The organism is Bacillus sp. JZ34, from assembly GCF_053903205.1.
Genome location: NZ_CP096403.1, coordinates 154676 through 168663, shown reverse-complemented (window position 1 = coordinate 168663; position 13988 = coordinate 154676). Strand labels below are relative to the sequence as shown.

Annotated in this window: 11 protein-coding genes; 1 reads left to right on the top strand and 10 read right to left on the bottom strand. The window is 46.5% G+C overall.

The features are described 5' to 3' along the window. Positions 1-3 precede the first annotated feature (3 nt). Positions 4-141 carry a protein YhfH gene (gene yhfH, locus M1D90_RS00805; protein ID WP_023856901.1) on the bottom strand — a complete coding sequence of 46 codons (138 nt, stop codon included), beginning with the start codon at positions 139-141 and terminating at the stop codon, positions 4-6. 214 nt (positions 142-355) lie between these two features. On the opposite strand from yhfH, the gene M1D90_RS00800 reads away from it, so the two are divergent. Further along, a complete protein-coding gene (locus M1D90_RS00800) occupies positions 356-2515 on the top strand; it encodes an ArnT family glycosyltransferase (RefSeq protein ID WP_456283536.1) in 2160 nt (719 codons plus the stop codon). A gap of 152 nt (positions 2516-2667) precedes the next feature. Here M1D90_RS00800 and M1D90_RS00795 read toward each other — a convergent pair whose 3' ends face one another. From M1D90_RS00795 to M1D90_RS00755, 9 genes are all read right to left on the bottom strand, one after another. Beyond that, positions 2668-4608 (bottom strand): ABC transporter permease, encoded by a 1941-nt coding sequence (locus M1D90_RS00795; RefSeq protein WP_224146276.1) that lies wholly within the window; start codon positions 4606-4608, stop codon positions 2668-2670. Further along, positions 4598-5359, bottom strand: coding sequence for an ABC transporter ATP-binding protein (locus tag M1D90_RS00790; protein WP_020453508.1), 762 nt, complete (start codon positions 5357-5359; stop codon positions 4598-4600). Before M1D90_RS00790 ends, M1D90_RS00795 begins: the two co-directional genes overlap by 11 nt. A 101-nt stretch (positions 5360-5460) precedes the next feature. Then, entirely contained in the window at positions 5461-6465 is a 1005-nt protein-coding gene (locus M1D90_RS00785; protein ID WP_020453509.1) for a sensor histidine kinase, read from the bottom strand. 5 nt (positions 6466-6470) lie between these two features. Next, a complete protein-coding gene (locus M1D90_RS00780; RefSeq protein ID WP_020453510.1) occupies positions 6471-7157 on the bottom strand; it encodes a response regulator transcription factor in 687 nt (228 codons plus the stop codon). 107 nt (positions 7158-7264) lie between these two features. Next, positions 7265-8674: a glycoside hydrolase family 1 protein gene (locus M1D90_RS00775; RefSeq protein ID WP_023856895.1), complete on the bottom strand. Its 1410-nt coding sequence runs from the start codon at positions 8672-8674 to the stop codon at positions 7265-7267. 40 nt (positions 8675-8714) lie between these two features. Next, entirely contained in the window at positions 8715-10559 is a 1845-nt protein-coding gene (locus M1D90_RS00770) for a beta-glucoside-specific PTS transporter subunit IIABC (RefSeq protein WP_456283072.1), read from the bottom strand. A gap of 269 nt (positions 10560-10828) precedes the next feature. After that, positions 10829-11368 (bottom strand): hypothetical protein, encoded by a 540-nt coding sequence (locus M1D90_RS00765; RefSeq protein WP_456283071.1) that lies wholly within the window; start codon positions 11366-11368, stop codon positions 10829-10831. Between the two features lie 81 nt (positions 11369-11449). Further along, on the bottom strand, positions 11450-12439 hold the full coding sequence (locus tag M1D90_RS00760; protein ID WP_318602512.1) for a choloylglycine hydrolase family protein: 990 nt from the start codon (positions 12437-12439) through the stop codon (positions 11450-11452). 136 nt (positions 12440-12575) lie between these two features. Then, positions 12576-13985: a glycoside hydrolase family 43 protein gene (locus tag M1D90_RS00755; protein WP_144497521.1), complete on the bottom strand. Its 1410-nt coding sequence runs from the start codon at positions 13983-13985 to the stop codon at positions 12576-12578. Between the last annotated feature and the right edge of the window lie 3 nt (positions 13986-13988).

The following is a 13988-nucleotide window of genomic DNA, read 5'->3' as shown; positions in this document are numbered from 1 at the left end:
TGCTTACTCGCCTTTTTTGGAAAGACAGCGCTCACATTCCATAAAGTAAGATTCAGCCTGCTCCTCCATCTTTTCACCGCATTCAGGGCAAGTTTTTTTTGGAAGCGTTCTGAAAAATTCCATCGGACTTTTCAAGCTCATTTGTGTCACTCTCCTTTTTATAGAACAGTTTTATATTTTTTATTTCTGTTGTAGTACAGTATACAGCGCAAAAAGAAAAAAGTACACACCTTTTTCCAAAAAATATTTATTTTTTTTCATTCAAACAAAAATAGATTGTTCTCTTTTTATTCATAACTTGTTCATATTTTTCTTCTAGAATAGGGAACATAAAGAGGTGAAAGTGATGATGAAAATAAAAAACAAACAACTTGATGTCACTCTGATTCTGATTTTGTTGGCAGCTCTTATTCTGAATACATATAACATTTGGCAGGACAATGCCGCCAACCAGTATTACTTGGCGGCGGTCAAAAGCATGACGCAAAGCTTCCACAATTTCTTCTTTGCGTCATTCGACTCTTCCGGGTTCGTATCAGTAGATAAGCCGCCCCTCGTTTTATGGATTCAGACCATATTTGCGAAAATTTTCGGCGTGCATACGTGGAGTGTGATTTTGCCGCAGGCGCTTGCAGGTGCGGGTTCCGTCTATCTGCTATACGCACTGATTAAACCGAAATTCGGAAAAGGAGCCGCCCGCATTTCAGCGCTGGTGATGGCGCTGACGCCGATCGCGGTTGCCGTAAGCCGGACGAATAATATCGACAGCATGCTCGTCTTCACGCTCCTTCTTGGTACATGGTGCCTGATGAAGGCGGTCAAACAAGGCAGGCTGCTCTGGCTGCTCGCTGCATTTGGCCTCATCGGCCTCGGGTTCAATATGAAGATGCTTCAGGCATTCATGGTGCTTCCCGCGTTCTTGCTGTTTTATCTCATCGCGGCCCATGCGAATTGGAAGAAAAAAATTGTGTCCGCTGTTTTATCGCTTATTGTTCTCACCGGCGTTTCGCTTTCTTGGGCGCTTGCTGTCGACTATACATCGGCCGACAGCCGCCCGTATGTCGGAAGCAGTCAAACCAACTCCGTGCTTGAACTGGCTTTCGGCTACAACGGCACAGAGCGGCTGCTCGGCCAGACGACGGGCAACGTCCGCGGCGATATGAACGGTTTTAGAGGAGACATGCAGCAGCCGAACGGCAATGCACACACTCAGAACAGGAACAATGCAGCCGACAGCTCCAATGGACAAAATGGCGCGATGCAGCCGCCGGGTGCAAGCAGCGCGACCAACGGCAATGCGCAAACTCAAGACGGAAGCCGTTCATCCGACGGCTCCGATGGACAAAACGGTGCAATGCAGCCGCCGGCTGCGGGCAACGCGACCGATGACGGTTCTCAAGGAGCAAACGGCGGCAGTCAGCCGCCAACCGGAGGCGGGCCCGGTGGCAATGGCGGACCGGGTGCAGGTCAAGGCAGCGGACAAAGCATGAACATGTTCGGCACCGGTGACGCAGGACCCCTGCGGCTCTTCCAATCTGCTTTATCGGGCCAAATTAGCTGGATGCTTCCATTCGCATTATTCGGACTGCTCGGCATGATCATCAGCTGGCTCCGCAGCCGCCGCGAAAATGCAGGCGAAATGAAAGAAACAATCTTTTGGGCTGCATGGCTCGTTCCTGTTGCCGGGTTCTTTAGCATCGCCGGATTCTTTCACCACTACTACTTGATTATGCTGGCGCCGCCGATCGCCGCACTGTCAGGAATTGGATGGTACGCGATGTACGCCCTTTACAAAAATCACAAAGACTGGGCAAGCTATCTGCTGCCGGCGGCCGTTCTGACAACGGCAGCATTCCAAGTGTATATTTTAAGCGCATATACAAGCCAAATCGGCAGCGCCTGGATGTATGTCATGGGCCTCTTGGGGCTGGGTGTCACCATCGCCTTACTGATGCTGAAGCGAAGTCATCCATTCGGAAAGCAGCTCACCATCATCAGCTTGTGCGTGCTTCTTTTGACACCGGTCTATTGGTCGGCAACACCGATCCTTTACGGAGGAAACAGCGTTCTTCCTGAATCGGGGCCTCAGCTGCAAAGCTCCAACGGAGGCGGAATGTTCAGCTCGGATGTGGACACAGGACTGCTCACATACCTCCGGAAAAATAATACCGGCGAAGAGTACCTGTTCGCGACATTGACAACAGTAACCGCAGCCCCGTATATCATCAATGCCGACGAAAATGTCATGGCGCTCGGAGGCTTCAACGGCACAGATCCGATCTTGTCGGTCAGTGAGCTGAAAAACCTCGTCAAGGAAGGAAAAATAAAATACTTTCTGATCAGTGACAACTCAGGCAACAGTGAGCTCGTCTCCTGGATTAAAGAAAACGGAACCGAAATTTCGTCTGATGAATACAACAGTACCACGAACAATACAGACAGCTCCGCACAACAGGGCGCAAGGGGCGGCCTGGGCGGCGGACAGCAGCAAACACTCTACAAGGTTGAGCTGTAGGAAATGAGGAAGCCCATCGGACTCACCCGATGGGCTTTTGATTATGCTTTTCTAAAAATAACCGGCGGGTGATGTTCAATATGGTCAAGAAGTTTTTCTCCATATAGGGTCATCGTTTTCCGCCGACCTGCACGAGATTCCACACGGCTCAGCTACAGCGCCGACTTGATCACTTTCTTACCGTAAAGAACGGACAGCAAACCGAAAATAGAATACAGAACGGTGTACAGCACCATCACGATGATCATCGGCGTCCGCACCTCTGCTCCGAATAAGAACCAGCCGGATTGGACGGCGAAGTAACTGTGAGACAGGCCGATAGCCAATGGAATGCCGAAGTTATACATTTGCTTGATTCGTATCCCCTTCAGAAGGTCCCCGCGCGTGAAACCAAGTTTTCTCAAGATCGTGTAATTCGGTTTCTCATCTTCGCTTTCATCCATTTGTTTAAAGTAAAGGATGCATCCTGATGTGATCAGAAACGTAAGTCCTAGAAATCCTACGATAAACATGGCAAGTCCGAAAAGCGATTTTTGAGCTGTGCTTGCATCGAGGAGCGATAAATGCTGATCGCTTTGATTCACTGTTGCAAACAATTCATTTGCCTGCTGAATCTGATCTTCATCTTTTAAATTGATCCCGTAAAAAAGACTCGACTTCTGCTGTAATTTTGGATCTTTGTCTTGGCTCAGACGTTTAAACAGCGCATCATCCACAACGGCTACAGGCAATCCGCCGCTGGTAAAGTTGAAGGATAAGAGGGACTCTTTTCTCAGCCCTAAATAGTTTAATGGAATCGTCTCATGCTCGCTCTTTACCTTAATGGCCCCCGTCTCTTTTAAAGCCATAAGTTTCTGGAGAAGGTCGTTATATCCTGAGAAAATGACGTCTCCTTTGTGCACGTCAATCCCGTCAATCTCTGCATCGCTGACTACGGCGAGGGGTAATTTCCCCGGGTCACCAGCCATATTTTCAGGATCCCCTTCGACAACTTGTTCCAGATTGAAAGTCGCCTGAATGACATGAATTTCTTTTTTGCTGTATGAAATGTTGTTTTCATCCAATAGTTGTTCGAACCGTTTTGCATCCTTTTGATTTGTCATAGCGAAATCAGCCGCCACATTTTGTTCGGCGGCTTTCTCTGCAGAGTAGTACGAAATATAGCACAAGGATAACAAACCGATCGCCAGTGCCGTAACAGTGGTGATGATCGTTAATAATAGAGCGTTTGATTTCAGCCGGAACATGATCGATGAAAGGGACAGCACTTCATAAATATTTAAGTAGCCTCCTTTGCTTTTGCGGATGATATTGGAGACAAAGCTGACCGATCCTTTATAAAAGAGGTACGTTCCGATGATAACGGTACCGAGAATAAAGCTCATCGCATAAAACAGCTCATCTATGGTCTTGAATTTTCCGCTGAACAACTCAGTGGAAATGTAATATCCCGACAAAATAAACAAGATGCCCAATAAGCCAATGATCATTTGAAAAACGGATATTCTCTTTACCTTATCTTCCGTAGCTGATGTCGCTTTAAATAATGACAAAATGCTTTGCTTTTTGATAAACGTATAATTCATCACCATCACCAGCAGGTAGATTCCGCAGAATACAATGACAGTTTGCATAAGCGCTTCTCCGGAAAAATTCAATTCGGTTTCAGCTTGAACATCAACTATTTTAAATAAAGTCATAAGCACGAGCTTTGAGATCGAAAACCCGGCAAACACCCCAATGACCAAAGAGCCGAAATACAGCATGACATTTTCCAAACTTAAAATACGGAAGATTTTTTGCTTCCTCATGCCGATTAGCTGGAATAAACCGATTTCTTTACTGCGCCGCTTAATAAAAATCGTATTGGCATACAAAATAAAAACTGCTACTACTGCCACTAGAAGAATGGAAGCTGCTTTCAAAGCCGCTGCACCTTTTATCGATGCCTTCACTTCATCGATCGCCGGATCATACTGCAGCGTAACAAACGCAAAATAAAGCGCCACGCTGAAGATTAACGCAAACACATAAAGGTAATAGTTCCGTATATTCTTTTTCAGGTTGCGGAAGATCAGCTGATTAATACTCATGCTGAACCCCGCCTAACACGCCTTGCGTTTTCATGATGTCCTGAAAGAACATCTGCCTGTCTTGTCCGCCTTTATTCAGCTGCGTATAAATTTGTCCGTCTTTAATGAAAACCACTCTGCTGCAGAAGCTCGCGGCGACGGGATCATGGGTGACCATAATGATTGTGGCCCGGCGCTTTTGATTTAACTGGCTCAGCTTGTTTAACAAGTCTGATGCGGATTTCGAATCAAGCGCACCGGTCGGTTCGTCAGCGAAAATAATGCTCGGTTCATGAATAAACGCCCTAGCTGCTGATGTGCGCTGTTTTTGCCCGCCGGAAATTTCATTCGGATATTTATTCTTCAGCTCAAAGATGCCTAATTCTTTCGCGACTTCCTCAAATTTTTGACCGGCTTCTTTTTTTGATATTTTCGTAATCGACAGCGGCAGAAGGATATTTTCTTTCACTGTCAGCGTATCGAGCAAATTGTATTCTTGAAAGATAAATCCTAAATGCTGCTTCCTGAATTCAGCAAGCTGTTTTTCCTTCAGATTCGTCATCTCAGCTTGGTTGATGTTAATCGTTCCGCCGCTCACCTGGTCAATAGAGGACAGAACATTGAGCAATGTTGTTTTGCCTGAACCTGACGGGCCCATAATACTGACAAATTCACCCTTTTGGATCTGAATGTCGATTCCCTTTAACACTTCGTGTTTATTGTGCTTATTTCCATAGCTTTTTCGTATTTTTTTCGCTTCTAAAATCATCATTTTTAAAATCTCCTTTTGACTGGATATTTTTATTATAGAAAGGAGGACAGCCGTTTTCCTTCGATTCAGCGAACAAAAAAGAAAAGCGTGTGACACTTTTGTCACACGCCAAGCACACGGGAAAATTCGTTCCGCTTCGGAAAAATCAGCGTAAAGGTTGTCCCCGTTCCTGGTTTAGAATCAACCTCGATATGAATCAGGAGCGGCTTTGCCGCTTTTTTCGCCAAATACAGCCCCATTCCCGTGGCGGCCTGATCATGATGCTCCGTTGTTGATGTGAAACCTTTGTCAAACACACGCGGTATATCTTTTGGATCGATGCCCCGTCCAAAATCTTGAACTGCGAGATGCACCTGGCCATCTTGTTCATAGCTTTTAATCAAAATATCGGATGCTTCGCTGTATTTCACTGCGTTTGTCAGCAGCTGCCTCATGATAAAAGACAGCCATTTCGCATCGCTGAGCACTTCCCCGGCCTCAAGCTGTATATCAAACCCGATCCCTTTTGGAATGCACCATGATTGCAAATCTTTTAGTTCTTTAAAGATTAAAGGTTTGAGCTCTAGAGCTTCAAGAGACAAGTCATTTTCGATAAACGACATCCGCTTTTGATGAAGCTGGCGATCGAGCAGCAGGTGAACGCGCAGCCATTCATAGTCGAGTCTCGATTTTAATGATTGATCGTCAATCGTCTCCATGATCAAATGCATGGCGGTAAGCGGCGTTTTGACTTCGTGTATCCAGGCCATGAGCTCATCTTTTTCATTCTCCAATGCCAGGCGATGCTGCGCCGCCTCTTGCTTTAACTGTTTCGTTTGTTCGGCTATGCTTTTTTCAATCATCGTTTCGAAAGGCGTTTCCGCCTCTCGAATGTTTGTCACATCGAGATTGTGATCCCATTCTTCCAGGCTTTTATAAAACTTCGTTTCCCTCCGAAAGCGGACAAGTACAAAAACGATAAAAATAAATGAAGACAAATAGGTCATATATAAAATCGATGCAAAAGGAATGGATGAATCGACATAAGCGATAAACAGAAAGACGATCTGCTGCAAGACAAATATGGCGATCCAGCTTCGCCTCTCGGTCAAAAACGCTTTCAGCATTCTCATCATCCTTCTTCTTTCGCCATATAGCCCTGGCCGACCTTTGTCTCAATATATTGCCCCAAGTTCAAGGTATCCAGTTTTTTTCTCAAACGGTTTACGTTGACCGTCAGCGTGTTATCGCTGACAAAACGCTCATCGTTCCATAAGCTTCTCATCAATTCTTCCCTGCTGACAATTTTGTTTTTTTGGTCGATCAATTGTTTTAAAATGAACATTTCATTCCTCGTCAACTCGATCGACCCCGCCTTATTGCTGACGCGGTTTTGCTCGGGATCAACGGTTGCACCGCACCACGCTTTCTTCAGAATCTCAGGCTCCGTATTATAGTCGTAAACACGGCGGAAAATCGCCTGGATTTTGGCAATCAGCACGTCAAAATGAAACGGTTTCTGAATATAATCATCTGCTCCAAACTGCATGGACATGACCATATCAGCCGGATGGTCGCGCGAAGATAAAAAGAGAATCGGAACGTTGGAACGGGAACGGATCTGCCGGCACCAATGAAACCCGTCATATTTCGGCAGCTGAATATCGATAATGACGCAATCGGGCTTAATCGCCGCAAACTCCTGCATCACTTCGCTGAAATCGTCGATGCCGTACACCTCGTATGACCACCCGGTTAACCGTTCTTTTATTTCCTGAAACAGCGATTCATCGTCTTCGATCAACAGCAGTTTAAACATTTGCCTCACCGCACTTTTTGTCTTTTTTCTAAGTCAAGTGTATAGCAAATCGTTTTCATGCGCTACAGAGAAAAAAGCTGTCCTGTAAAGGACAGCCATTTTAAATATCACAAACTCTCGCCATTCGTTTCGATCACTTTTTTATACCAGTAAAAGCTTTTCTTTCTCGTTCTTGCAAACGTGCCGTTTCCTTCATTGTCACGGTCGACATAAATATAGCCGTAGCGTTTTTTCATTTCGGCGGTGGATGCGCTGACCAAGTCGATCGGGCCCCATGATGTGTAGCCGATTAAGTCGACGCCGTCTGCGATCGCTTCTCTTACTTCTTTTAAGTGATCGCGCAAATAGTTGATTCTGTAGTCATCTTGTATCGAACCGTCTTCTTCGACGACATCGACGGCGCCGAGCCCATTTTCAACAATGAAAAGCGGCTTTTGATAGCGGTCGTACAATGTATTCAGCGTAATGCGGATTCCTTTAGGGTCGATCTGCCAGCCCCATTCGGACGATTCAAGGTACGGGTTTTTAACCCCTCCGAGCAAGTTGCCTCCCGTTTTTGCCAAATCTTCCGGATTCGTGCTCGCAACCATTGACATGTAGTAGCTGAAACCGATATAGTCGACTGTGTTTTCCTTCAGAATGTCTTCATCACCTTCAGCCATCTCAATCGCAATTCCATTTTCCTTAAAGAAGCGCTTCATATAGCCCGGATAAGCTCCGCGTGCCTGTACGTCCGAGAAAAACAGCGTTCTTCTCTCATTTTCCATCGCGGCGAGCACGTCTTCCGGTTTTGGCGTCATCGGGTATGTCGTCGTTGCGGCAATCATACAGCCGATTTTAGCGTCCGGAATAATATCCTTGCCTGCTTTTACCGCAAGGGCGCTTGCAACAAATAGATGATGCGCCGCTTGGTACATCGCATTTAACTGGTTTTCGCCTTCTTCAAATACAAGGCCACCGCCTGTAAATGGCGCATGCAGGACCATGTTGATTTCGTTGAACGTCATCCAATATTTCACTTTGTCTTTATAGCGGGTGAAAACCGTTTTCGCATAATGTTCATAGCACTCGATCACTTTCCGGTTTTTCCAGCCTCCGTATTTTTTAATTAAACCGAGCGGCATTTCATAGTGGGATATCGTCACGACTGGCTCAATATTGTATTTTAATAGCTCATCAAAGAGGCGATCGTAAAATTCGAGTCCCTCTTCATTCGGTTCACTTTCATCACCGTTAGGAAAAATCCGCGTCCAGGCAATCGATGTTCGAAACGCTTTAAATCCCATTTCGGCGAAAAGAGCGATGTCTTCTTTGTAGCGGTGGTAAAAATCGATGCCTTCGTGATACAGGTTCAATGACTCCATCGACTCATCGAATGGATACATGACCCCGTTCGGCGACACATCAGCTGTCGAGAGCCCCTTTCCGCCGACATTATAGGCGCCTTCTACTTGGTTTGCGGCAACCGCTCCGCCCCATAAAAAACCATCAGGGAATTTTTTCGTTTGTTCAGTCATATCCTTTCACCTCATCCAAATTTGTCGAGCTTTCCTCTCTCTACGCCAGCGCGATCAGCGCTTCCTCAATGTCAACGCTTTCATCTGTTTTCAAAGGCTTGATCGACTGGTACCGGTCCGTATTTGTGATGATAACCGGCGTGATTAACTGATAGCCCGCATCCTTAATCGCATCCATATCAAATGAGACAAGCTGGTCTCCCGGCTTTACAGCGTCTCCTTTATTGACATGCACGGTAAAGTGCTCACCGTTCAATTTCACCGTATCGATTCCGATATGAATAATAATTTCTGCCCCATTGTCGCTAGTGATGCCGAGGGCGTGCTTCGTTTGAAAAACGGTCGTGATCGTGCCTGATACAGGCGACACCACTTTGCCTTCTTCTGGCTCAATGGCAACACCTTTTCCCATGACTTCTCCTGAAAATGTCGCATCATCCACTTCACTCAATGCTTTGACTTCGCCTTTCAGCGGGCTTTGAATAATTTCACTACCGCCAGTCGTAGAAGAAGCAGCAGCCGGTTCATCGGATTCATCTGACGGAATGTCTTCAAATCCCAATACAAAAGCAAACGCTGTAGCGGCAAAGAACGCGATGACGATCCCGATCATGGCCTGTATAAAAGTCGGACCGATAAACGTTGTAATTCCCGGCAAACCGACGTTTCCGCCAATAATATATGCTGCTACGCCGGTGATGCCGTAAAATGCACCTCCGACAGCGGCGCCGAGAAGCGCAGAAACAAACGGCTTTTTCAGCCTCATGTTGACACCGTACATCGCCGGCTCTGTAATCCCCATCAAAGCCGTGATGCTTGTCGTCAGCGACAATGATTTGAATTTCTTATTTCTGGATCGCAGGAAGACGGCAAATGACGCGCCAGCCTGCCCCATATTCGCCAAGAACATCGCAGGTATCAAATAATCGTAGCCGTTTTGCGTAATGTTGTTGAACATAACCGGAATGAAAGCATAGTGCATTCCTGTCATGACGATCAGCGAGAACGTTCCTGCTAAAAGGATCATCGTGATTAAACCGGCGTTTTCAAATAAACCGTTCACACCGATTGACAGATAGTTCCCTGCAATCGCACCGAGCGGACCGACTGTAATTAATGTGACAGGCACGACAATCAGCAGCGTCAGTGTCGGTACAAAAATCATCTTTAACGAAGTCGGGGTGACTCTGTCAATCCATTTCTCAACATAAGATGCAATCCAAATCGCGAGCAGGATCGGAATGACTGTGGACGAATAAGTGGCAGCGGTTACAGGCAATCCGACAAAAGAAATGCTTTTCCCTGAACCGAGGAGCGCTGTCAGATCGGGATGCAGAATCGCCGCTCCGATCGCCGCCGCAACATAAGGATTGCTGCCGAATTTTCTCGCGGCGCTGACCGCCAGCAAAATCGGCAGGAAGTAAAATGCTCCGTCGCCGATAGCCGATAAAATGGTATGGACCTGGCTATTTTCACTCATCCAGCCGAACGTGACGGCGATAGCAATGATCCCCTTGATCATACCCGCTCCAGCAATCGCCGGGAGAATCGGCGTAAATACGCCTGATATCACATCAAAAATGGCGGACAGCACGTTTTTCTTTTTGTCGGCTTGCTGCTCGCCCGCTTTTTCATCGCTGAGCCCGCTGTTGGCAATGATCGCTTTGTACACCTTAGGGACATCATTTCCAATGATGATTTGAAACTGCTGGCCGCTGATGTTGGTGCCCATTACAGCCGGAAGACTTTCCAGTTTCGCGCGGTCTGCCTTCGCATTGTCATAAAGGTTGAAACGCAGTCTTGTCATGCAGTGAATCACGCTCTGTACGTTCTCTTCACCGCCCACGAGTTGTAAAATGTCCTTCGATACTTTATTATAATCCATATGAGTACCTCCTCTTTTGGGGGAATCTGCCGGACTGAAGGTGGCCGCCTTCACCCGGCTTTTTTATTGGCTTGGAACCGCAATGAATCCTCGGAATCTCACATCACCTCCTCATTTAGGGTATAAAAAAAACCTAAATTACGCCGGCTTGAACGGGACGATGTCCCAGAAAGCTGTACGCAACTTAGGTTTTGCCTGCAAAAGCAGTAACAATCCTTAAGAAACTTGCTGATATTAGTTTGTAACTATACTGTAGCACCTGTTTTTGTTCATGTCAACGCTTTCATTACAAATGTCTCATAAAAAATAGAATACACGTAAACTAGAAACCAAGACTTTATACCTTTATTTCTATGTTTTCTAGCTTTCGCCGCCTTTTTCATAAGCAATGCAGGGCTTCGCCTTGCTTTCCTTCGCGCTGCCGGCTGTGCAACTGCGTCTTTCGGTTCCTGCTGCTTATGAAGAATGAATCCGGCGGCCATGAACGGAATCCCTGATAAGTTTGTGAAAATGTTTTTAATGCCCATCGCTAAAATAAAAGAGCCCCATGGAGAAAACGGATCTTTTTTGATTTTCACGTAAGCGGTGATTTCCAGGGCAATAAAAATGACCGACTGTACTAAAATTACAATCAACAAGCTCAAAATGAACAAGAGAGCCAAATTAAACAACGTGCCTGAGTAGATCATCAACTTCAGCGCGGCCACGAAAGTCCCAGCCTCCATATATCCGTCCGTGACATTCGGATTCCAAACGGCATAAACGTCAAATTGATGTTTGAAATGAAAAAACAAAAATAATATAAACAACCAATATATGCTATGTAAGCTAATGCCTAATAAAATGAGTCTGTTTGCTGCTTTGTTTTGCAATATTGTTCCTTCTTTCGTTTATGATTGAAGAGAATGAAACGTCTCTTCCTGCTTTGGCGGAAACGCCTTTATTTCGTTGCTGTCCAGGTCTTCCTGTAATATGCAAACCTTTTGAATCTGCCTGTTTTGATAATGGTGAAAATAGTAGCTGCACGTCTCGCTGCACATCACCGCCGTATATTGGGTGTAATCGTCTTCGCCATTGTCAGTTATGACAATCCCTTTGGGAATATTCATATGGGAGAGAATATGAAACGCGGCAGAAACGCCTTCTGTTTCATCGGACACGGGCTTCATGTGCTCTTTCAAAACTGCTGCCCTGACAAAACGGGATGGCGGTGTAAAGTCTCCCGGCAATCCGGACAGCCCGGAACCTTGGCCAAAAGCCGACAGCGTCAGGTCTCCCATCTTTTTCGCGGCAAACTGTCCCGGCTGAAGACCGATATAATTGCGCAAATTGGTCAAATGCCAAGGAAAATCCGGACTGTTCGTCAGCACGCCGACCGGATTATCATGAATTTGAATGCCTCCGGCCGCCGGTTCAACAACGATGCTCGCACCGGAGCGGTCCGTTAATAGCCAATGAAGCGGCGTCACCGTACCGAGCAAGCTGACCTCTCTCTCAACAATGTTTACGGAAACAGCCGCTTTTTTCACTTCCTCCAAATCGCCGCATTCCGACAGCACCCATGTCACAAATTCGTGCGGCGCAAGATTGCGGCATTGCTCTTTCGTCTCGCTTTCATACACAGCATAATCCGGGAAATAAAGCGCCGCGCAAGACAATCCTTTTTCATTCACACCATCGGCAAACAGCGCATTATTGAGCCTTCTGCCCATCCCGATAAACGCATACCGGCCGGCATGCTCGCTGCCGTCTGCTTCACTTTTCCATTTGTAGCGACGCGGATGCAACAGCACTTCCCCGTTAAGCTCAAAATCAAAATCCATCGTCCTCGCCAATAAATGCTCCCGACCCGCAGTCGTCAACGTGATACTTGTACACATTGCGTCTCATCCTTTTCGTTTGATATTACACTTCGTGAACAATTTATTTCCATGTTATCGAATTGGAAATGATTCGTCAAAATGAAAGGGATTAAGATAAAAATGACCTCCAGAACAGAGGTCATTTTTAATCACATCATTTACTCCCCCAAACCGCATCTCCCTCATGAGACAACGCACTAAACGTCATCACCTTCCGCTCAGAAGCCGCATCCCACTGGCGCAAAAATACGCCATCATATGTTTTTCCGTCGAGCTTGAGTTCGATTTTGTTGTCTCCCGTGTTCTTCCACGTCCCGGCCGCTGCGCCGGTTATTTTGCCGTTTTGATTTAAGCGGATTTCTTTCGATTCTTTAATATCTGCAGATATGTCTTTTCCATGACGCACCAATTCGTAGGCGCCAATCACATCTGACTTTTTCACCTTGTCGAGCTTCTCTCCGGCATAGCGGTGAGGGGCGGCAACCGGCCAGCCTTGTTCGTTCATCAACAGTTGGTGGACGCGTACTTCGTGCTCCTCGCCCCGTCCCGGGAAGCGGGTGTGGAAGATTAAATACGATTTGCCGCTTTTTTCATCGTAAAAGGCAGAGTTATGGCCCGGCGATACATAGCCGTTTTGATTGCTAAATGAGAAATTCCCCATCAGTTTGACACCGTACGGTTCGATTGAGCGATCGTCAAAAAACGTTCCTTCTTTGCCGCGGACGTCAATCATCGCATGGCCTTCTGCGTCATAATAAGGGCCGTCAGGGTTTTTTGAGCGGGCGACGCGAATGTTGTACCCGCCGTCAGCGGCAAGCCCTCCGAAGGACATGTACAGGTAGTAATACTGTGTTTCAGGATTGTAGAGAATGTATGCGCCTTCAATCCGGCTGTGATTGCCTCCGATCAGCTTTTTGCCGTACCCCTGTCCCGGAAGCGGAAGTCCGGTTTTCTTATCCATTTCTAAAATAAAAATTCCCCCGGAATAGGAACCGTACACCATCCACAGCTTTCCTTTTTGATCAAAGAATGTATGCGGATCGACGACATTTGGGTGCTTTGTCGCGTCATAAGGCGTGCCGTCATTGCTGATCCCGTCCATTCCCGACTTTAGGAAAATGCCTTTATTTTTGTATGGGCCTTCAATGTCGTCCGCGACAGCAAGTCCGAGCGCAGATCTCGGAGAATCCCCGCGGCAGGCGTTGTAATACATATAAAACTTGCCGTCCTCAAGCTGGGTGACATCAGGCGCCCACAACGTATCAGATTCAGCCCATTCAAAGGCCTCTTTTAATTCTTCATACACGTTCGGAATCAGAGGATTGCCGTCGTGGACACTCGAGGAAATTTGCGTCCATTTCATGAGGTCCGTCGATTTTGCCGAAGCTAAATGGGAGCCGAAGACATAGTACGTGCCATTCGCTTTAATAATGGATGGATCGTGAACCGCCACTTCTGAAAATACAGGTTTTTGAGTTTGTGCAGAAGCTTGGTTTGGCGCGAAACATGCAGCCATGATGAAAAGCAATGCAAGGACTTGGATGAAACACTTTCTCATATTCATTTG